At 69.2% G+C, this 19,151-nt stretch carries 19 protein-coding genes; 11 read left to right on the plus strand and 8 right to left on the minus strand.

Annotated features, from left to right (window positions below):
- The first annotated feature begins 35 nt into the window (after positions 1 to 35).
- Positions 36 to 806 (plus strand): competence/damage-inducible protein A, encoded by a 771-nt coding sequence (locus HRJ34_RS01550; RefSeq protein WP_012051007.1) that lies wholly within the window; start codon positions 36 to 38, stop codon positions 804 to 806.
- Here the strand turns inward: HRJ34_RS01550 and HRJ34_RS01555 are convergent.
- On the minus strand, positions 779 to 2,038 hold the full coding sequence (locus HRJ34_RS01555) for a TCR/Tet family MFS transporter (RefSeq protein WP_012051008.1): 1,260 nt from the start codon (positions 2,036 to 2,038) through the stop codon (positions 779 to 781). The genes HRJ34_RS01550 and HRJ34_RS01555 overlap by 28 nt on opposite strands.
- Before the next feature lie 139 nt (positions 2,039 to 2,177).
- On the opposite strand from HRJ34_RS01555, the gene HRJ34_RS01560 reads away from it, so the two are divergent.
- Genes HRJ34_RS01560 through HRJ34_RS01570 form a run of 3 tightly spaced genes read left to right on the plus strand, consistent with a single transcriptional unit; the run spans position 2,178 to position 4,749 of the window.
- A complete protein-coding gene (locus HRJ34_RS01560) occupies positions 2,178 to 2,585 on the plus strand; it encodes a DUF2177 family protein (RefSeq protein WP_012051009.1) in 408 nt (135 codons plus the stop codon).
- A gap of 4 nt (positions 2,586 to 2,589) precedes the next feature.
- Positions 2,590 to 2,964, plus strand: a complete 375-nt coding sequence (locus HRJ34_RS01565; protein ID WP_208633159.1) for a GFA family protein — start codon at positions 2,590 to 2,592, stop codon at positions 2,962 to 2,964.
- Between the two features lie 30 nt (positions 2,965 to 2,994).
- Entirely contained in the window at positions 2,995 to 4,749 is a 1,755-nt protein-coding gene (locus tag HRJ34_RS01570; protein WP_208633160.1) for a chloride channel protein, read from the plus strand.
- 13 nt (positions 4,750 to 4,762) lie between these two features.
- On the opposite strand, the gene HRJ34_RS01575 is transcribed toward HRJ34_RS01570, so the two are convergent.
- From HRJ34_RS01575 to HRJ34_RS01585, 3 genes are all read right to left on the minus strand, one after another.
- On the minus strand, positions 4,763 to 5,689 hold the full coding sequence (locus HRJ34_RS01575; protein ID WP_208633161.1) for a TauD/TfdA dioxygenase family protein: 927 nt from the start codon (positions 5,687 to 5,689) through the stop codon (positions 4,763 to 4,765).
- Between the two features lie 104 nt (positions 5,690 to 5,793).
- On the minus strand, positions 5,794 to 6,819 hold the full coding sequence (locus tag HRJ34_RS01580) for an SAM-dependent methyltransferase (protein ID WP_208633162.1): 1,026 nt from the start codon (positions 6,817 to 6,819) through the stop codon (positions 5,794 to 5,796).
- Complete coding sequence (locus tag HRJ34_RS01585) at positions 6,819 to 7,622, minus strand: DUF1295 domain-containing protein (protein WP_208633163.1); 804 nt, start codon at positions 7,620 to 7,622, stop codon at positions 6,819 to 6,821. The genes HRJ34_RS01580 and HRJ34_RS01585 overlap by 1 nt, the downstream gene beginning before the upstream one ends.
- 294 nt (positions 7,623 to 7,916) lie before the next feature.
- Between HRJ34_RS01585 and HRJ34_RS01590 the strand changes: the two genes are divergently transcribed.
- From HRJ34_RS01590 to HRJ34_RS01600, 3 genes are read left to right on the plus strand one after another with little or no spacing between them, the layout of a single operon-like run.
- Positions 7,917 to 9,275, plus strand: coding sequence for an NAD(P)/FAD-dependent oxidoreductase (locus HRJ34_RS01590; RefSeq protein ID WP_226949001.1), 1,359 nt, complete (start codon positions 7,917 to 7,919; stop codon positions 9,273 to 9,275).
- A complete protein-coding gene (locus HRJ34_RS01595) occupies positions 9,272 to 10,048 on the plus strand; it encodes a DUF1365 domain-containing protein (RefSeq protein ID WP_208633165.1) in 777 nt (258 codons plus the stop codon). Before HRJ34_RS01590 ends, HRJ34_RS01595 begins: the two co-directional genes overlap by 4 nt.
- Positions 10,045 to 10,518 (plus strand): GreA/GreB family elongation factor, encoded by a 474-nt coding sequence (locus HRJ34_RS01600; protein ID WP_012051017.1) that lies wholly within the window; start codon positions 10,045 to 10,047, stop codon positions 10,516 to 10,518. The genes HRJ34_RS01595 and HRJ34_RS01600 overlap by 4 nt, the downstream gene beginning before the upstream one ends.
- 18 nt (positions 10,519 to 10,536) lie before the next feature.
- On the opposite strand, the gene HRJ34_RS01605 is transcribed toward HRJ34_RS01600, so the two are convergent.
- Entirely contained in the window at positions 10,537 to 12,336 is a 1,800-nt protein-coding gene (locus HRJ34_RS01605) for an ABC transporter ATP-binding protein (protein WP_208633166.1), read from the minus strand.
- Between the two features lie 314 nt (positions 12,337 to 12,650).
- On the opposite strand from HRJ34_RS01605, the gene HRJ34_RS01610 reads away from it, so the two are divergent.
- Positions 12,651 to 13,187, plus strand: a complete 537-nt coding sequence (locus HRJ34_RS01610; protein ID WP_030090259.1) for a redoxin domain-containing protein — start codon at positions 12,651 to 12,653, stop codon at positions 13,185 to 13,187.
- Between the two features lie 9 nt (positions 13,188 to 13,196).
- On the opposite strand, the gene HRJ34_RS01615 is transcribed toward HRJ34_RS01610, so the two are convergent.
- Positions 13,197 to 13,895 carry a DUF899 domain-containing protein gene (locus HRJ34_RS01615; protein ID WP_012051020.1) on the minus strand — a complete coding sequence of 233 codons (699 nt, stop codon included), beginning with the start codon at positions 13,893 to 13,895 and terminating at the stop codon, positions 13,197 to 13,199.
- 23 nt (positions 13,896 to 13,918) lie between these two features.
- Complete coding sequence (locus tag HRJ34_RS01620; RefSeq protein WP_226949002.1) at positions 13,919 to 14,137, minus strand: hypothetical protein; 219 nt, start codon at positions 14,135 to 14,137, stop codon at positions 13,919 to 13,921.
- 104 nt (positions 14,138 to 14,241) lie between these two features.
- On the opposite strand from HRJ34_RS01620, the gene HRJ34_RS01625 reads away from it, so the two are divergent.
- Positions 14,242 to 15,453, plus strand: coding sequence for an HTH domain-containing protein (locus tag HRJ34_RS01625; protein ID WP_226949003.1), 1,212 nt, complete (start codon positions 14,242 to 14,244; stop codon positions 15,451 to 15,453).
- 41 nt (positions 15,454 to 15,494) lie between these two features.
- Complete coding sequence (locus tag HRJ34_RS01630) at positions 15,495 to 16,127, plus strand: glutaminyl-peptide cyclotransferase (protein ID WP_226949004.1); 633 nt, start codon at positions 15,495 to 15,497, stop codon at positions 16,125 to 16,127.
- 20 nt (positions 16,128 to 16,147) lie between these two features.
- Here the strand turns inward: HRJ34_RS01630 and HRJ34_RS01635 are convergent, their stop codons facing one another.
- Complete coding sequence (locus HRJ34_RS01635; RefSeq protein ID WP_012051024.1) at positions 16,148 to 16,732, minus strand: TetR/AcrR family transcriptional regulator; 585 nt, start codon at positions 16,730 to 16,732, stop codon at positions 16,148 to 16,150.
- Positions 16,733 to 16,814: 82 nt separating this feature from the next.
- Here HRJ34_RS01635 and HRJ34_RS01640 point away from each other — a divergent pair, with 82 nt between their 5' ends.
- Entirely contained in the window at positions 16,815 to 19,133 is a 2,319-nt protein-coding gene (locus tag HRJ34_RS01640) for a TonB-dependent receptor (RefSeq protein ID WP_081492251.1), read from the plus strand.
- The last annotated feature ends 18 nt before the right edge of the window (positions 19,134 to 19,151 follow it).

Consider the following 19,151-nt stretch of genomic DNA (forward strand, 5'->3'; position numbering starts at 1 on the left):
TTCCCCCTCCGCCGATCCCGCTCTATGGGACCATCATGATCGGCCCGGAAACAGAAGAGCGAATCTGGACGGCGGCCCTGCTCGTCATCGGCGACGAGATATTGTCGGGGCGGACCCAGGACAGGAACGTCGGGCAGGTCGCGACCTGGCTCAACCTGCAGGGGATCAGGCTGGCCGAGGTCCGCGTCGTCGCCGACGACATGGACGCGATCGGCGAGGCGGTGCATCAGCTCAAGGCGCGCAACGACTATCTGTTCACCACCGGCGGCATCGGTCCGACCCATGACGACATCACCGTCGACGCGATCGCGCGGGCGCTGGGCGTGTCGGTGGTCGTCCATCCCAAGGCCCGCGCCGCGCTGGAAGGCTATTATGCGACGCGCGGCGGCCTGACCGACGCGCGGCTGCGCATGGCGCGCGTTCCCGATGGGGCCGAGCTGATCGAGAACGCCATGTCGGGCGCGCCCGGCATCCGCCTCGGCAACATCTTCATCCTCGCGGGGGTGCCGCATATCGCCGGGCTGATGCTGGAGGCGCTCTCCGACCAGCTCGAAGGCGGCCTGCCGGTGCTGTCGCGGACGATCGGCTGCTGGGTCCCGGAAAGCGAGATCGCCGACCTGCTGCGCGAGACCGAGCGCGCCCATGCGGGGGCGCAGATCGGCAGCTATCCGTTCTTCCGCGAGGGCCGGGTCGGCGCCAATTTCGTCGTTCGCTCGACCGACCCGCTGACCGTCGACCGCTGCATCGCGGCGATCGGCGAGGGCCTCGTCCTGCTCGGCTACGCCCCGGTCGCCGACGGCATCTGATCCACCGCCGCATCGTCGCGTATCCGCCGCGTCATCGCCAGCGACAGGAGCGCGGCGAAGGCGAAGGCCGAGGCGATGACGAAGGCCGCGCCGGGGAAATGGACCGGCGCGTCGGGGCCGGTGAACCAGGCGAGCGCGGGGTTGAGCAGCAGCGGCGCCGCGATCGCGCCGACCGCGTTGAGGCTGCCGATGAAGCCCTGCATCTCGCCCTGCGCGTCGGCGGGGGCGCGCTGCGACATCAGCGCGGTGATCGACGGCTGGACCAGCGCCTGCAGCGCGGTGATCACGATGACGATCATGCCGAACCAGGCATAGGGCACGAGGGCGTAGCCGAGATAGCCGAACGCGGCGACGGCGACCCCGATCATCGCGGTGCGCCGCTCGCGGAAGCGCTTGATCACCCGGCCGAGAACGGTGGCCTGGACCACCGCCATGGAGATGCCGGCGAGCGCCAGCGACAGGCCGATCATCCCGTTCGACCAGCCATATTGGGCGATCGCGAAGAAGGACCAGGTCGCCGGATAGACCATCGAGGCGATGTTCCACAGCAGCAGGATGCCCGACAGCCCCAGCACGCCGCGCATCTTGCGCGCCTGCAGCAGCGCGCCGACCGGGTTGGCGCGGGCGAAGCTGAAGGGCCGGCGCTTCTCCGGCGGCAACGTCTCGGGAAAGAAGAAGAAGCCGAACGTGAAGTTGAGCGCCGAGCAGATCGCGGCGGCGTAGAAGGGCATGCGGTGCCCGAACTCGCCGAGGATGCCGCCGAGCGCCGGGCCGAGGATGAAGCCGATGCCGAAGGCGGCGCCGACCAGCCCGAAGCGCTTGGCGCGGTCCTCGGGCGCGGTGATGTCGGCCAGCGCGGCGGTCGCCGGGCTGAACGACGCGCCGAACACGCCGGCGATCAGCCGCCCGAGGAACAGCAAAGCGAGCGTATGGGCAAACCCCATCAGCACATAGTCGACGGCGAGGCCGGCGAGCGACAGCAGCAGCACCGGCCGGCGGCCGAAGCGATCGCCGAGATTGCCGGCGAGCGGCCCGCACAGGAACTGCATCAGCGCATAGACGACCGACAGCCACCCACCCACGCGGATCGCCGCGGGCAGGTCGAGCTGGCCGACCTCCATGACGAGGCGCGGCAGCACCGGGATGACGATGCCGAAGCCGATCGCGTCGATCAGGATGGTGGCGACGATGAAGACGGTGGCGTTGCTCTTGCCACGCTCTGAAACCGACATGCGTTCCCCGAATCTTGGCCGGGCCCACACCGGCGCCCGCTACATCGGCGCTTGCCGGCGAAAAGACAAGGACGGCAGCGGAGGGGATGACGACGCCCGGCGCTTCGTTCATGAAGGCGGCGAACAGGGGGAGGCCCGCATGACCCGCATCATCATCGCCTATTTTGCGACGCTCGTCGTCTTCGCGATCGTCGACGCCGTCTGGCTGACCCAGGTCGGCCCTTCGCTCTACCGACCGATCATCGGCGCGATCCTGGCGCCCGAGCCGCGCATGGCGCCGGCGATCGTCTTCTATGCGCTCTACATCGCCGGCCTGATCGTCTTCGCGGTCCACCCGGCGCTGGTCGCGGGCGCGTGGCGGACGGCGCTGGTCAAGGGCGCGCTGTTCGGCTTCTTCGCCTATGCGACCTACGACCTGACCAACCAGGCGACCCTGTCGGTCTGGTCGACCCGGATCACCCTGGCGGACATGGCGTGGGGCACCTTCGTCTCCGCGGTCGGATCGACCGGCGGCTTCCTGCTCACCCGGCTGGCGACGAAGGGCTGAGGGCGTGAGGGTGGAAGGCGGCTGCCATTGCGGGCTGGTGCGGTTCGAGGCCGAGGTCGGCGAGGAGCCGCTCGAGATACTCGACTGCAACTGCTCGATCTGTTCGATGACGGGCTATCTGCACCTGATCGTGCCCGACAGCCGCTTCCGCCTGATCGAAGGCCAGCGCGAGACGACCACCTATCGCTTCGGATCGGGCAAGGCGCGCCACATCTTCTGCGGGCAATGCGGGATCAAGAGCTTCTACCGGCCGCGCTCGCACCCCGAGGGGATCAGCATCTCGCTGCGCTGCATCGACGGCTGGGAGGATCTGAAGGTCGCCATCACCCCCTTCGAGGGCCGCGACTGGGGCAGGGGGGAGAATGTGCCGGGTGACTGACCGCCGCCGCCTGTCGCCGGCCGAGGGCTGATGCGCCGTTCGTTGAGGTCGCTCCTGTTGTCCCTCGCGCTCCGCCAGCGACGGCGGCTGCGCGAGAGCGAGGCGGCCTTCATCCTGCTCGCGACGATCGTCGGCCTGGCGGCGGGGCTGCTGACCAATGTCCAGCAGGCGTTGGCTCATGGCTTGCAGCAGCTCTTCTACGGCGTCACGATCAACCGGCTCAGCGCGCTGGGATCGATCCACCACCCATGGAAGCTACTGGCCCTGCCGATCGGCGGGCTGCTGCTGATCCTCCTGTCGCGGCTGGTGCGGCGGCGCAGCAGGCCGCTGGTCGACGTCGTCGAGGCCAATGCGCTGCACGGCGGGCGGATTCCGCCGGCGGACAATCTCGTCATCGCCGCGCAGACGATCATCTCCAACGGCGCGGGGGCGTCGGTCGGGCTGGAGGCCGCCTATGCGCAGGTCGGCGGCGGCGTCGCCTCGATGCTCGGCCAATGGCTCAAGCTGCGGCGCGGCGACCTGAGGACGCTGGTCGGCGCCGGGGCGGGGGCGGCGGTGGGCGCGGCGTTCGGCGCCCCGCTGACCGGCGCCTTCTATGCGTTCGAGATCGTCATCGGCAATTACACGCCGGCCGCGATCGCGCCGGTGATGGGCGCGGCGCTGGCGGCGGCGTTCGTCACCCGCGCGCTCGGCGTCGAGCCCTATCTCCTCGTGTCGAGCGCCGAGCGGACGGTGACCAGCGTCGACTATCTGCTGTTCGCGCTGCTCGGCCTGTTGTGCGCCGGCCTCGGCATCCTGGTGATGCGGCTCGTCACCTCCACCGAGCGCCGGGTGCAGGGCTGGAAGATATTGGACGGCTGGCGGCCGCTGGTCGGTGGCCTCATCCTGATGCCGATCGCGCTGATGTCGCCGCAATCGCTGTCCGCCGGACATGGGGCGCTGCATCTCAACCTGCTGCTGCATCCCGCGACGACCTTCCTCGTCGTCGTCCTGGTGCTGAAGATCGCGGCCTCGGTCATCTCGCTCAGCTTCGGCTTCCGGGGAGGCCTGTTCTTCGCCTCGCTCTTCCTCGGTTCGCTGGTCGGGCAGATCTATGCGCAGTTGCTCGCCCTCGGCCCGCTGGGGCCGATGGTCGACGTCACCGACGCGGCGCTGGTGGGGATGGCGGCGCTGAGCGTGGCGATCGTCGGCGGGCCGATGACCCTGTCGATCCTGGTGCTGGAGACGACCCGCGATTTCGGCCTGATGGGCGTGGTGCTGACCGCGTCGCTGGTGTCGAGCGCCTTCACGCGCGAGATGTTCGGCTATTCCTTCTCGACATGGCGGCTGCACCTGCGCGGCGCCGGGGTGCGCGGGCCGCGCGACGTCGGCTGGGCGCTCGATCTCAACGCGGGCCGGCTGATGCGGCGCGACTGGGTGCCTGTGCAGGCCGACATGACGATCGCCGAGTTCCGCATGCGCATCCCGCTGGGGTCGACCAGCCGCGCGGTGATGGTCGACGCCGACGGCCATTATGGCGGGATCGTCCCGACCGCTGCCGCCTACCGGTCCGATCTCGACCAGGCCACGCGGATCGACGCGCTGGCGACGCTCGGCGACGCGACGCTCCAGCCGACGAGCGGCATCGAGGCGATCCTCGACCGGTTCGACGCTGCCGGAGCCGACGAGCTGGCGGTCGTGGACCCGGAAGGCCGGGTGGTCGGCGTCGTCACCGAACGCTATGCCCGGCGCCGCTATCTCGAGGAGGCGGAGACGGTCCGGCGGGAGGCGTTCCGCGAGGATTGACGATGCGGGCCGGTCAGGCCGCCTTCCGCCCGTGCAGGCGGCGGCCGAGGCCGTAATCGCCCATGATCGTCGTGCGCTCCATGATCCGCACCTCGTCGGGGGCCGCGCCGGTGACGCAATGCGCCATCCGCCAATTGTCCCACAGCAGCATCTCCGACGGCTGCCATTGGTGGAAATAGGCGGGGCAGGCGGTCAGGTGATCGACCAGGCGGCCGAGCAGCGCATGGCCGGCCTCATCGTCATGGCCCAGGATATGCTGGGCGCCGAACGGCGAGACGTTGAGCACCTTGCGGCCGGTATCCGGCTGGACGAACACGACCGGATGGACGACCGGTGGATAATCGGCGTCGAGGCGCGGCCCCACCGATTTCTCGAAATCGCCGGTCAGGATGGTGCGCACCCGGCTCCTGGTCCCGTAGCGCGAGCCGCCGGGATTGACGCAGAGTTGGTAGACGATCTCCAGCCCCTCGATCTCCGCCTTCAGCGTCTCGGGCAGCAGCTCATAGGCCTGGACCTGGTCGATGAAGCCGGTCTGCCCGCCCCAGCTCGCGATCGTCTTCGCGGTCAGCAGTCCGCCATGGTTGATGCTGTCGACGAAGATCAGGTCGGAATGCCAGGGCAGGAAGGCGACCGATTCGACGCCGTCGACCTCGAACAGCCCTTCCTTGTCCTTGTCGGAGACGAGGGTGATCAGCTCGGGATGGTCGGCGGATCGCAGCTCGGGGATCGGATGGACCTCCAGCTCGCCGAACACCCGGCTCAGCGCGATCTGGAATTCGGGCGTGACCTCGCTGCCGCGAAAGACGACGAGGCCGTCCCGGATCCAGTGGTCGCGCAGTTCGGCGCGCACCGCTTCCCGATCGATGTCCTGTCGGGCGAGGCCGACGACCTGCTTGCCGAACCCCAGCCCCTCCCGGAGCGTCTCCACCGAATAGCCCATCCTGCCGCCTCTCCGCGTCGTTCGCCGGGAAGAGTAGGGCAGGGCGGTGCGGCCCGGTAAGCCGCGCGCCCGCGATATCGTCTATCTGATAGGGGCGGGCGGCCTTACCCCGCCGGCCGCAGCCGATAGTGGCTGACCGCCCAGGGGACGCCGTCCTTGTGGCCGAACAGCCCGGCCGTCGCCAGGAAGAACAGTCGCCAGCGCCGCTCCCACAGCCTGGCGTCGGCGCCGTAGGTCTGGCGGAATATCTCGGCGATCGCCGGCTGGTTGGCGTCGAAGCGGGCGAGCCAGTCGAACGCGGTGCGGGCATAATGCTCGCCGTTCCAGCGCCATTCCTGCTCGACCGCGAACAGGTCGGGGAAATGGCGGAGCAGGCCGTGGCTGGGCATGATCCCGCCGGTGAAGAAATGCTGGGCGATCCAGTCGGCCTTGTCGCCATGGTCGAAGCGGTAGCTCGCCCGGTCATGGGTGAAGATGTGGATGAACAGCAGCCCGTCGGGCTTCAGCCAGCCCTTCACCCGGGTCAGCAGCGCGCGCCAGTTCGACATATGCTCGAACATCTCGACCGAGACGACCCGATCGAAGCGGCCGTCCGCCTGGAAATCGTTCATGTCGCAGGTGACGACGGTCAGGTTGGTCGATCCCTGCGCCCTGGCGAGCGTCTCGATATGCTCGCGCTGCGAATGGGAATTGGAGACCGCGGTGATCCGCGCGTTGGGATAGCGGGCGGCCATGTACAGGCTGAGCGAGCCCCAGCCGCAGCCGAGCTCCAATATCTCCTGCCCGTCCCGCAGGCCGGCATGCTCGGCGGTCTGGGCGAGGGCGGCTTCCTCGGCCTCGGCGATCGTCGTTTGCGGTCCCTCATAATAGCAGCAGCTATATTTGCGGCGCGGGCCGAGGCAGAGGTCGAAGAAGGCGGCCGGCACCTCATAATGCTGGGCATTGGCGTCGTCGGTGTGGATCGCGATCGGGAAGCCGTCCATGTCGCGGGCGAAGGCGGCCTCGATGTCGGGCTGCTTCGCCAGCTTGCGGCCGGTGCGGCCGACGAGGAACTCGACCCCCGCCAGGGTCACGGCGTCGGGAAGCGGCAGCCGTTCGACGGCTGCTGTGGCGGCGGCGATGATGTCCATCAAGCTTTCCTGGGTGGGAGGGGGAAGAAGGCGCTGGTCCGCGCCATATAGGATCGGAAGGCGTCGCCCCGGCTGCGCAGCATGTGCGCCTCCAGCGGCGGGATGCCCGAGACGTGGACGAGCAGCCAGTACATCAGCAGCGGGCCGACCAGGGCCAGCCAGCCGGGCCACCAGCCGCCCGTCACGGAGATCGCGATCACCGGATAGGCGAGCCAGCCGAGCCATTCGAAGAAATAATTGGGATGGCGCGACCAGCGCCACAGCCCGCGGTCGCAGACCTTGCCATGGTTGGCGGGGTCGGCGGCGAAGGCGCGGAGCTGGCCGTCGGCGACGCCCTCGCCGACCACCGAGACGATCAGCAGGGCGAGCCCGATCCAGTCGCCGGCGGCGAAGGCCGGGCCCGGCCGGTGCGCGGCGGCGTAAACGGTGACGACCAGCCCGATCCCGCACAGCGCCTGGATCTGGAGGAACAGGAACAGCCGCGCCTGGAAGCGATCGCCCCATTCGCGGCGCAGGTTGGCATAGCGCGGGTCCTCCGCCGTCGCGGTCGCGGTGCGCGCGAGGATGTGGAAGCCGAGCCGCATCGACCAGAAGACGACCATGCCGGCGACCAGCCAGCGCCGCTCGATCGGCCCGTCGCCGGCCGCCATCAGCGCCGTCACCAGCCCGCCGATGCCGATCGCGAACGACCAGAAGACGTCGGCCCAGCCCGATTGCCCGGTCGCCCGCTGCACCGCCCAGGCCGCCGCCATCATCGCCGACAGCACGACCGATGCGGCGAGGATGCTGTCCAGTCCGCTCATCAACCCCCCGCCTTATTGTCCTGGCCCAAAGCTATTTCATGCCCATCCTCCTCGTCATTCCCGCGAAAGCGGGAATGACGGAGAGACGGTGGGCCCGGCACCCGAACTCAGCCGGAACCATCTCGTAACCCTATACGGCGCATCCCGCCAAGGCGGTTGCGCAAGATTCGACTTTGCGCTTTCCGCAGCGCGGTTTAGCAGACGGACGAGGGGCCGCGCGCAACTCCCTGGCTTCGCCCGCCGTATCTGGGAGCGAGGGCAAGGGAGCAGGGCGACATGACGGGGGCTATGGGCATGACGAACATCCGCATGGGGCGGCGGATCGCGGTGATCGGCAGCGGCGTTAGCGGACTGTCGGCGGCATGGCTCCTCTCGAAGCGGCACGACGTCGTCCTCTACGAGGCGGAGAACCGGCCCGGCGGCCATACCCGCACCGTCGACGTCGATACGGGCGACGGCGGCGTGCTGGGCGTCGACACCGGCTTCATCGTATTCAACGACCGCACCTATCCGAACCTGATCGCGATGTTCGAGCATTTCGGCGTGCCGACCCGCGCCACCGACATGAGCTTCGCGGTGTCGCTCGACGACGGCAAGCTCGAATATGCGGCGGGCGATCGCATCTGGCAGCTCTTCGCCCAGCCCTCCAACCTCTTCTCGCGCCGCTTCTGGTCGATGCTGCGCAACCTCGTCCGCTTCTACCGCGAGGCGGCGGCGCGGATGGGCGGCTTCGGCGACATGACGCTGGGCCAGCTGCTCGAACAGGGCCAATATGGCGACGCCTTCCGCGACGATCATCTGCTGCCGATGGCGGCGGCGATCTGGTCGGCGCCCGCGCAGCTCCTGCTCGACTATCCGGCCGAGGCGTTCGTCCGCTTCTGCAGCAACCACGGCCTGCTCGACCTCGGCCGCCGCCCGAAATGGCGCACCGTCGTCGGCGGCAGCCAGATCTATGTCGACCGCGTCCTCGCCGATTTCGACGGCGAGCTGCGGCTGGCCTCGCCCGTCGCGCGGATCGAGCGCAAGGGCGGCCGGGTGACGATCACCGACCAGCGCGGCCATGCCGACCGGTTCGACGAGGTGGTGATCGCCGCGCACGGCAACCAGGCGCTCGCCATGCTCGCCGATCCGAGCCCGCAGGAGGCCGAGCTGCTCGGCGCGTTCCGCTACAGCTCCAACCTCGTCGTGCTGCACCAGGACGCCGCGCTGATGCCCAAGCGGCGGATGCTGTGGGGCGCGTGGAACTATTTCGGCCGCCGTCACGCCAACGACGCGACCGGCGACCTGTGCGTCAGCTACTGGATGAACCAGCTCCAGGGCTATCGCACCCGCGATCCGCTGATCGTCACGCTCAACCCGCACCGCGCGATCGACCGCGCCAAGGAGATCAGCCGCACCAGCTTCGATCACCCGATCTTCGACCATGCCGCGATGGACGCGCAGCGCCGCATCTGGGCGATCCAGGGGCAGCGCAACACCTTCTATTGCGGCGCGCATCTCGGCGCGGGCTTCCATGAGGACGGCCTCCAGTCGGGCCTCGCCGTCGCGGAGATGCTCGGCGCGCGCCGGCCCTGGACGGTCGACGAACCCAATGGCCGGCTGGCGATCGATCCGGTCGCCGGCCCGGCGGCAACACGGGAAGCGGCGGCGTGAAATCGGCGATCTACGCGGGCACCGTCTTCCACCGCCGCTTCCGCCCGCGCGCGCACAATCTGCGCTACCGCATCTTCCAATGCCTGTTTGACCTCGAGGAGATCGATGAGATATCAACACGTTGCCGGCTGTTCTCGCGCAACCGTCTCAACCTCTTCTCCTTCCACGACCGCGACTATGGCGATCGTTCGGGCGCGCCGCTCAGGCCCCAGGTCGAGGCGCTGATGCGCCGGGCGGGGCAGGAACCGGACGGCGGGCCGATCCGTTTGCTCACCATGCCGCGCATGTTCGGCCATGTCTTCAACCCGCTGTCGGTCTGGTTCTGCCATCGCCGCGACGGCAGCCTCGCGACCATCGTCTATGAGGTGACCAACACCTTCAAGGAGCGGCACAGCTACGTCATCCCGGTGGCGGAGGGGCATGGGCGCGACGCGCTGATCCGCCAGGCGTGCGACAAATGCTTCTATGTGTCGCCGTTCATGGACATCGACATGCGCTACGACTTCACCGTCGAGCCGCCGATGGAGAAGACCCGCGTGGTCGTCGCCGGCGGCGATGCCGACGGGCCGCTGATCGTCGCCGCCTTCCAGGGCGATCGGTGCGAACTGGGCGACGGCGCTTTGTTCGGCGCCTTCCTGCGCCACCCGCTGCTGACGCTGAAGGTGGTCGCGGGCATCCATGTCGAGGCGCTCTGGCTGCTGCTCAAGCGGGTCGGCGTCCGCCGCCATGTCCCCGCGGGCGGCGACGGCGTGTCGATCGTGGCGGCGGCGTGAGCGTCGCCTTCCGCCGGGAAAGCGACGACGAGCATCTCGAACCCAAGTTCGAGCTGCCGATCCCGCCTGGTCCGAACCTCGTCACCGAACGCGGCGCGGCGCTGATCGCGGCGCGGGTCGCCGAGCTCGAAGCCGCGATCGAGGCCGCCGTCGCGGCCAAGGCGACCGAGGAGCAGCTCAAGTCGCTCAAGCGCGACCTTCGCTACTGGACCACCCGCCACGCGACGATGGAGATCCAGCCCCCGGCGGACGGCGACGAGGCCGCCTTCGGCACCCGCGTCCGCTACCGCCTCAACGGACAGGAGAAGGCGGTCGCGATCGTCGGCGACGACGAGGCCGACCCGGCGGCCGGCCTCGTCTCCTTCTCCTCGCCGCTCGCCCGCGCGCTGATCGGCGCGGGGGAGGGGGATTTCGCCGACTTCGCCGGCAAGGCGGACGCGATCGAAGTGCTGGGGGTGGAGGCGGTCTGAACCGCCGTCCGTCCCACCTTACGCGTCCGTGAGCAGCGGCGCCTCGTCGACGATATTGCCCGATTGCCGGTCGAACAGCCGGCGATACCGGCCGTCCGGATCGGCGAGCAGGCGGTCATGGTCGCCATCCTCGATGATCCGGCCCTGGTCGAACACTAGGATGCGGTCGAGCGTGCGGACCGTCGACAGCCGGTGGGCGATCACGATCGCGGTGCGGCCCTTCATCAGCCGGTCCATCGCCTGCTGGATCAGCGCCTCGCTCTCCGAATCGAGGCTCGACGTCGCCTCGTCGAGGATCAGGATCGGCGCGTCGGCGAGGAAGGCGCGCGCGAGCGCCACGCGCTGGCGCTCGCCGCCCGACAGCTTGACGCCGCGTTCGCCGACCAGCGTCGCATAGCCGCGCGGCAGCTTCATGATGAAGTCGTGCGCATTGGCCAGCTTCGCCGCCGCCTCGATCTCGTCCTGGCGCGCGCCCGGGCGCGCATAGGCGATGTTGTCGGCCAGGCTGCGGTGGAACAGGATCGGCTCCTGCTGCACGATCGCGATCTGCCCGCGCAGCGACTGCTGCGTGGCGTGCGCGACGTCCTGCCCGTCGATCGTCACCCGGCCTTCGGTCACGTCGTAGAGCCGCTGGACGAGCTTGACGAAGGTCGTCTTGCCCGATCCCGAATGGCCGACCAGCCCGATCCGCTCGCCGCCCCGCACGGTGACGTCGAGATGCTCGTAGAGCGGCGTCTCGTGCCCGCCATAGCGGAAGGTGACGTCCTCGAAACGCACCTCGCCCGCGCCGATCCGGATCGGCGCCGCGTCGCCGCGATCCTCGATGCCGAGCGGCTGGTCGTGCAGGTCGACCAGTTCCTCCATCTCGTTCACCGAGCGTTGCAGGTGGTGGATGTGGAAGCCGATGTCGAACAGATAGCCGTGGACGACGAAATAGCTGGCCAGCACATAGGTGACGTCGCCCGGCGTCGCCTCGCCGCGCCACCAGAGCCACAGGCCGGCGCCGGTGATCGCGCTGCGGATGCCCCAGAGCACCAGGATCTGCGCGCTGCCCGACCAGGTGTAGCGCATCCAGGTGCGCCGCGTCCGCTTCGCCCATTTGCCGAGCAGCCGGCCGACGCGCTCCTCCTCGCGGTCCTCGGCGCCGAACGCCTTGACCACCGCGTTCGAGCCGATCGCGTCGGAGAGGAGCCCGCCCAGCTTCGTGTCCCAGGCGTTGGACAGCGTCGCGGCGGGGGAGGCCCAGCGCGTCGCGAGCACTACCGTCATCGCGACATAGGCCGCCGCGCCGATGCCCATCACCAGCCCGAGCACCGGCCAGCGCCAGCCGAGCAGCAGCATCGTGCCGAGCAGCACGACCGTGGACGGCAGCAGTTGCAGCAGCAGCACGTCGTTGAGCGTGTCGAACGCCCACATGCCGCGCGTGATCTTGCGGACGGTGGACCCCGCGAAGCTGTTGGCGTGCCAGTCGGTCGAGAAGCGCTGGACGCGGTGGAAGGCGTCGCGGGTCACGTCGCCCATCATCCGCAGGGTGAAGGGCACGATCCCCGCCCAGGCGATATGGCGGAGCACCACCATCGCCAGGCCGAGCGCGGCCATCGCCCCGAACAGCGCCAGCGCGGTGTCGCGCCGGTCTGCGGCGAGGGCGTCGATCAGCCGGCCCGCGAACAGGGGCACGAAAATCTCGGTGACCGTCGCGGCGGTGATGAACAGCGCGACGAACGCCGCGCGGCCGCGCAGCCTGCTCCAGTGCCGGAAGGTGAAGGTGAGGACGCGACGGATCGAATCCGTGCGGCCCTTGTCCCGTGTCGATGTCATGTCGTGAACCGGCGCCGGGGCGCCGTCTCCAATGCGAGGAATGTCAGGGGCGATCCGGACGAACAGGCCGGATCAGGGAGGTCTCAGGACCTAGTGGCGAAAACGCCCGATGGCCTGGAACCCGCCGAGAGGGCGTATTGCGGTCGAAAACAACATCTGCGCCCTCCTTTCCTCGAAATTGGGACGGTGCAGGAGGTAACGATCTCCCGCCCGGCTGGCAACCCTTTGCGTTTTCGGGCCGGCAAGGGAGGGAGCGCTTGCAATGTCCGGCGTTCCGGCGGCAGGCTGGGGCAAGCCGATCAGGAGTCTCCGTCATGGACCTTCGCCCCGCGCCCGCCTTGATCACCAGCGGCTGGCTCAACAGTCCGACGCCGCTCGACATTCCCGACTTTCGCGGCCGGGTCCTCGTCATCGAGGCGTTCCAGATGCTCTGTCCGGGCTGCGTCGAGCATGGCCTTCCCCAGATACAGCGCGTCGCGCGCACCTTCCCGGCCGACCAGCTGGCGGTCATCGGCCTCCACACCGTCTTCGAGCATCACGCCGCCCAGGGCACCCGCGAGGCGCTGGCCGCCTTCGCGCATGAATATCGGCTGGGCTTCCCGATCGGCATCGACCGCCAGGACGGCGCGCTGCCGGCGACGATGACGGCCTATGGCATGCAGGGGACGCCGACCCTGATCGTCGTCGATCGCAACGGCTTCCGCCGTTTCCAGCGCTTCGGCCATATCGACGACCTTGCGCTCGGCAGCATCCTCGGGACCCTGCTGGCGGAGCCGGTGGCGGCGAGCGCCATGGCCGACCCCGCCGGGGGATGTGATGCGACGGGCTGCGCGGTGCCGCCCGCCGCCTAGGGAGCGCGATCAATATTGATCGTGCAGGCGCACCCAGCTCATCGTGCCGCCGGTCTCGTTGCGGCCCTTGGGGGTCAGGTCGAGCCAGTTGAACGCGCCCATCAGCAGCTCGGTGCCGCGATGATAGGTCGAATAGCTGTGGAAGACGTCGCCCGCCTCGTCCTTCGCGAAGACGCTCAGCCCGAACATGTCGGCGCTGCGCTGGATGTGCATATGGCCGTAATTGTAGAGCGCCCGCCCGGCCTCGCGGTCCTCGGCGGTGAAGGACACGTCGAAATCATAGGCGAAGCGGCCGTCTTCGCCCGACGACACCCATGGGAAGGTCCAGCCCAGCCGCTTCTTCGCCGCCTCGATCTGGGCGACCGGCGCGCGCGACACCGCGGCGAAGGCGAGGTCGGCCTGCTCGAAATGCCGTCGCGCGGCGTCTGCATGGTCCATGGTGAACGAGCATCCGGGACAGATATGGTCCGAGCCGGGCGTCAGCATGAAATGGTAGACGGCGAGCTGGCTGCGGTCGCCGAACAGGTCGTCCAGCGTGCAGGAGCCCTGCGGCCCTTCGAAGACATAGGGCTGGTCGATCCGCACCCAGGGCAGTGCCCGCCGCTCGGCGCGCAGCGCGTCGAGCGCATGGGTGATCTCGCGCTCCTTGTCGAACAGGGCCTTGCGGGCGGTCAGCCATTCTTCCCGCGAAACGATGGCATGGGACATGGTCGGTCTCCTCTCGTGATCGGTCAGTCGCGTGCGGCCGGGCTCAGCCAGGGCGCCAGGTGGAACAGGGTCATCAACAGGTACATCGCCGTCATCCCGTCGACGGGCAGGACGGTGGCGCCGGCCGCGCAGTGGGCGAGGGGCGGCGCATCGGCGAAGGAGACCAGCGCCATCAGCGCGAAGGTCGGCGCCGCCGCCAGCCGGAGCGGGCGCGCCACGGTGAAGCGGGTCCTTGCGGTCATGGCCATCGTCATCCTCCGGTTTCCATCGTCGTGCCGGCGAGGATAGGAGTGGGGGCCGCGATGGCGGGAGTTACAACTGTGACGGGATTGCGATGGACTCGCTGGTGACAGCCGCCGCCCGGTCGCTCGCCCTGGGCGATCCGCTCGGCGCGCTGAACCGCGTCGCGCTGCGCGAGGACCCGGCGGCGCTGGCGCTGCGCGGCATCGCGATGGCCCAGCTCGGCGATCTTCCCCGCGCGCGGGAGCTGCTGCGGCGCGCGGCGCGGGCGTTCGGCGCGCGCGAGCCGGTCGCCCGCGCCCGCTGCCTCGTCGCCCAGGCGGAGATCGCGCTGGTGTCGCGCGACCTGGCCGAACCGATGCGCGCGCTCGGCACGGCGCGCGCGGTGCTGGAGGCGCACGGCGACCGCGCCAATGCGGCGCATGCCGGCTATCTGGAGGCGCGCTGCCTGTTGCTGATCGGCCGGCTCGACGAGGCGGGGAGGGTGCTCGACTCGATCGATGCCGATGCGCTCCCGCCGGTCTCGCGGCCGGGCGCCTGGCTGGTCGCCGCCGGCATCGCGATGCGCCGGATCGAGGCGGAACCGGCGCGCGCCGCGCTCGATCGGGCAGCGCGGGCGGCCCGCCGGATCGCCGTGCCCGCGCTCGTCGCCGAGGTCGAGCGCGCCGCCCAGGCCTTCGAAGCGCCGGCCGCCCGACTCCATGCGCGGGGCGAGGGGCGCCTGCTCCTGCTCGGCGATGTCGAGGCGGTGCTGGCGTCGGACATGCTGGTCGTCGACGCCTGCCGCAACCTCGTCCACGCTGGCGACAAGGTGGTTCCGCTGGGCAGCCGCCCGGTCCTCTTCGCGCTCGCCCGCGCGCTGGCGCAGGCCTGGCCGGGCGACGTCTCGCGCGAGGAACTGCTCGCCCGGGCGTTCCGCGCGCGGCAGGCCGACGAATCGCATCGCGGGCGGCTGCGCGTCGAGATCGGTCGGCTGCGCGCCGAACTGGGGCCGCTGGCCGAACTCCACGCCACGGAGGGCGGCTTCCTGCTCCAGCCGCGCGGCGACGGCGCGTCGGTCGGGCTGCTCCTGCCGCCGCACGAGGAGGAGCATGCCGCGCTGCTGGCGCTGCTCGCCGATGGCGAGGCCTGGTCGAGCTCGGCGCTGGCGCTCGCGCTCGGGGTCAGCGCGCGCACCGTCCAGCGCGCGCTGGAGGCGCTGGCGGCGGCCGGCAAGGCCGATTGCTTCGGCCGTGGTCGGGCCTGCCGCTGGACGGCGCGGCAGGTGCCCGGTTTCCCGACAAGCTTGTTACTCCCGGCCGCGCTGCCGGTGGGGTAAGGGGAAAGCGAGCCCGCCCCCCCCTTGCAAGGATGATGATCATGAAGCCTCGAACGGCGGAAATCCTGCGCGAGTTCGGCCCCTTTCCCGAGGTCGACGCTGTCCATGGGGTCGGCTTCGACGGGCGGCGTGTCTGGTTCGCCTCGGGCGATCGGGTCAATGCGCTCGATCCCGACAGCGGCGAGATCGTCGATGCGGTGGAGGTTCCCGCCCATGCCGGCACCACCTTCGACGGCGCGCATCTCTTCCAGATCGCCGAGGCCGTCATCCGCAAGATCGACCCGCGCACCGGCAAGGTGCTGGCGACCATCCCGGCGCCGGGCGGCGGCGGCGATTCGGGCCTGGCCTGGGCCGAGGGATCGCTGTGGGTCGGACAATATCGCGAGCGCAAGATCCACCAGGTCGACCCCGATACCGGCGCGATCCTCCGCACGATCGACTCCGACCGTTTCGTCACCGGCGTCACCTGGATCGACGGGGAGCTGTGGCACGCCACCTCGCAGGCCGACGCCAGCGATATCCGGCGGATCGACCACCGTAGCGGGGCGGTGCTCGATCGCATCGACATGCCGGCCGGCATCGGCGTTTCGGGGCTCGATTCCGACGGCGGCGGCCGCTTCTTCTGCGGCGGCGGCACCAGCGGCAAGCTGCGGGTCGTCCGCCGCTCGGCCTGACCGGCGAGTTCCGGGGAGACTCAGTCGGCCAGCAGGGCGATCGCGCCGTCGACCAGCCGCGCGATCTCGCCGGAAGCGAGCGACCGCTGCCGGAAGGTCGCGTGATAGAGGATGCCGCCGATCAGCGTGTCGCAGGCGAAGGCCAGCGTCGCCTCGGTCGCGCCGGGCCTTAGGCGGCGCAGTTCGCGCAGATAATATTCCCGCTCATTCTCCCCGAAGCTTTCGGTGGCCGATGCCAGCTCGGGCAGGCGGAAGGTGGCCATGGTGAGGTTCAGCAGCGCCTGGCCCCGGTCGCCGGACATGTACAGGGCCGCCGCCGTGGCATGGGCGATCAATATGTCGCGCGGCTGGGCATCGGCCGGGACGGTCGGCTCGATCGAACGCGACGTCTCATAGAGGACGGCGGCCACGAGTTCGACCTTCGACGCATAGCGCCGGTAAAGCGTCGCGCGGCTGCAACTCGCCAGTTCGGCGACGCCTTCGAAGGTCAGCCCGTCGAAGCCGCGTTCGGCCAGGATGCGCCATGCGGCTTCGCGGATCGCAGCGTCCTTGCCCGAGTCCCGGGGCCGACCGCGGGCGCGCTGAACGAGGATCGTGTCGGTCATCCGGATTCCTTTTGCGGTGCAGCAATTCTGTCACAGAATATCGATACACGGCCGTCTCGTAAATACCTCAGGAGGCCGCGCCGTGCTGTATCGAATATTGATCTGTTCCAGTCTTCTCTCGCTTTCGATCGCCCAGGCGCAGGCGGCCGAGGTCGCCGACATGGCCGCCGCCGACTCCGCCGACGGCGGCGCGGAGATCATCGTCACCGCGCAGAAGCGCGAGCAGCGGATCACCGACGTGCCGATGTCGATCAGCGCCTATGGCGCGCAGTTCCTCGAACAGGTCGGCGGAACCGAGCTGTCGAAGGTGTCGGCGATCACGCCGGGCTTCGTCATCCAGTTGCAGGACAAGTTCGCCCCCGGCTTCTCGGTGCGCGGCATCACCTCCAACGATTTCTCGCCGCAGAGCGAATTGCGCGTCGCGGTGTTCCAGGACGGCGTGCCCGCGTCGCAGGCGACCGCCTCCTATGGCGAGATGTTCGACGTCGACCGGGTCGAGGTCGAGAAGGGCCCGCAATCCACCCTGCACGGCCGCTCGGCGCTCAACGGCGGCGTCTCGATCTTCCAGAAGCGGCCGACCGACGATCTGAGCTTCGAGCTCAAGGGCGGGCTGGGGACCTATGACTACAAGCATGTCCAGGGGATCGCGAACATTCCCCTGTCGGACACGGTCGGCGTGCGCTTCGGCGCGATGCTGCGCAAGCGGGACGGCTTCGTGAAGGATGTCGACGGGCAGGGGAGCTACAACGCGCTCGATGCCCAGGCCTATCGCTTCGCGGCGAAGTTCGAGCCGAGCAGCGATTTCAAGTTCAACCTCATCGCGACCTATGACGTCGACGACACCGACGGCGGCGTTCCCTTCAAGTCGCGCACCTTCGTTCCGCTCGACCAGGCGACCGGGGCGGTCGTCGGCGACCTCAATTTCTGGACGCCCACCCATCTGAACAGCTTCGGGACGATCCCGACCGCCTATTTCCATCGCGAGATACTGGGGATCAGCGGCACGGCCGACTGGACGATCAACGATCGCTTCTCGATCACCTCGATCACCGGCTATCGCTGGTTCGACGCCTGCCAGAGCGGCGACAATGACGGCACGCCGACCAACATCATCGCCTATGAGCAGTGCAATTACGGCAAGCAATATTCGCAGGAGACCCGGCTCAACTTCCAGGATGTCGGGCCGTTCGAGGGCTTCATCGGCGGCAGCGCCTTCAAGGCGAAGAACGGGATGAACTTCGACCTGGGCTATGACGAGCGGGCGATGGCGCTGATGTTCTCGGGCACCCTGCAGAAATTCGCGCCGCGCGGGCTGACCAACAACGAGATCAACGCGCTGCTCGGGCCGGCCGCCGCCGGGCTGAAGCCCTTCACGCTCGACCGGCAGCTCACCAAGGCCGACATCACCACCTTCGACATCTTCGGCGACGTCACCGCGCATCTCGGCGAGCGCCTCGAGGTCTTCGCCGGCGGCCGCATCACCTGGGACAAGAAGAAGGCGTCGCTCCAGGGGCTGACTCCGCTCGGGCCGTCGAACCTGACCGGCGCGGGCATCCTGCTCCAGCCGACCCCCGGCGGCGCCGTCCTGCGCGGCGAGAACAGCTCGACGATCGTGACCGGCCGTGGCGGCGCCCGCTTCAAGCTGACGCCCGACGTCAACCTGTTCGTCGCCTATGGCGTCGGCAAGCGGCCCGAGACCCTGCAGATCAACCCGACCCGGCCGGCCGACCTGATCCCCGAGGAACGGCTCGATTCGGTCGAGGGCGGCGTCAAGTTCCGCCTGTTCGACGGGCGCGTGGTCGGCGACGCCACGCTGTTCCATTATGAATATGAGAATTTCCAGACCCAGGGCCTCGTCAACGGCCGGCTGGCGACGGTCAACGCCGGCAAGGCCGACGCGACGGGCTTCGAGACCCAGCTCAACGTCGCGCTGACCCGCGAGCTGTCGATCTTCGGCAGCTATGGCTACAACAAGGCGCGGCTCCGGTCGGGCGCGTTCAAGGGGAATCGCTTCCGCAACAGCCCCGATCACAAATTCGCGGTCGGCGCCGACGTCACCCTGCCGGTGGCGGGCGGATCGGTCAGCTTCGCGCCGCTCTATAGCTGGCAGTCGAAGATGTACTTCTTCGACGACAACGACCGGCTCGACCTGCAACAGCGCGTTCCGGTCGCCCTGTCCGACATGGTGGTGGACGAATTCCAGGGCGGCTTCGGCCTGCTCAGCGCTCGGCTCACCTTCAAGGGCGCCGACGATCGCTGGAGCTTCGCGCTGGTCGGCGACAACCTGACCGACAAGAAGTTCCTCGTCGATGCCGGCAATACCGGCGACTATTTCGGCATCCCCACCTTCATCGCCGGTTCGCGCCGCACCTATCGCGCCGAATTCGGCATCAAATTCTGATCCCAAGAGGAGAATCCC

The organism is Rhizorhabdus wittichii (genome assembly GCF_017607425.1).
Lineage (GTDB): Bacteria > Pseudomonadota > Alphaproteobacteria > Sphingomonadales > Sphingomonadaceae > Rhizorhabdus > Rhizorhabdus wittichii.

Bases quoted from the DNA above. Each gene is read 5' to 3' on its own strand.
- HRJ34_RS01630 (WP_226949004.1), top strand. From the start codon at position 15,495: ATGAAGCCTCGAACGGCGGAAATCCTGCGCGAGTTCGGCCCCTTTCCC.
- HRJ34_RS01610 (WP_030090259.1), top strand. From the start codon at position 12,651: ATGGACCTTCGCCCCGCGCCCGCCTTGATCACCAGCGGCTGGCTCAAC.
- HRJ34_RS01550 (WP_012051007.1), top strand. From the start codon at position 36: ATGATCGGCCCGGAAACAGAAGAGCGAATCTGGACGGCGGCCCTGCTC.
- HRJ34_RS01580 (WP_208633162.1), bottom strand. From the start codon at position 6,819: ATGGACATCATCGCCGCCGCCACAGCAGCCGTCGAACGGCTGCCGCTT.
- HRJ34_RS01555 (WP_012051008.1), bottom strand. From the start codon at position 2,038: ATGTCGGTTTCAGAGCGTGGCAAGAGCAACGCCACCGTCTTCATCGTC.
- HRJ34_RS01575 (WP_208633161.1), bottom strand. From the start codon at position 5,689: ATGGGCTATTCGGTGGAGACGCTCCGGGAGGGGCTGGGGTTCGGCAAG.
- HRJ34_RS01635 (WP_012051024.1), bottom strand. From the start codon at position 16,732: ATGACCGACACGATCCTCGTTCAGCGCGCCCGCGGTCGGCCCCGGGAC.
- HRJ34_RS01560 (WP_012051009.1), top strand. From the start codon at position 2,178: ATGACCCGCATCATCATCGCCTATTTTGCGACGCTCGTCGTCTTCGCG.
- HRJ34_RS01620 (WP_226949002.1), bottom strand. From the start codon at position 14,137: ATGACCGCAAGGACCCGCTTCACCGTGGCGCGCCCGCTCCGGCTGGCG.
- HRJ34_RS01590 (WP_226949001.1), top strand. From the start codon at position 7,917: ATGACGAACATCCGCATGGGGCGGCGGATCGCGGTGATCGGCAGCGGC.
- HRJ34_RS01585 (WP_208633163.1), bottom strand. From the start codon at position 7,622: ATGAGCGGACTGGACAGCATCCTCGCCGCATCGGTCGTGCTGTCGGCG.
- HRJ34_RS01615 (WP_012051020.1), bottom strand. From the start codon at position 13,895: ATGTCCCATGCCATCGTTTCGCGGGAAGAATGGCTGACCGCCCGCAAG.
- HRJ34_RS01570 (WP_208633160.1), top strand. From the start codon at position 2,995: ATGCGCCGTTCGTTGAGGTCGCTCCTGTTGTCCCTCGCGCTCCGCCAG.
- HRJ34_RS01605 (WP_208633166.1), bottom strand. From the start codon at position 12,336: ATGACATCGACACGGGACAAGGGCCGCACGGATTCGATCCGTCGCGTC.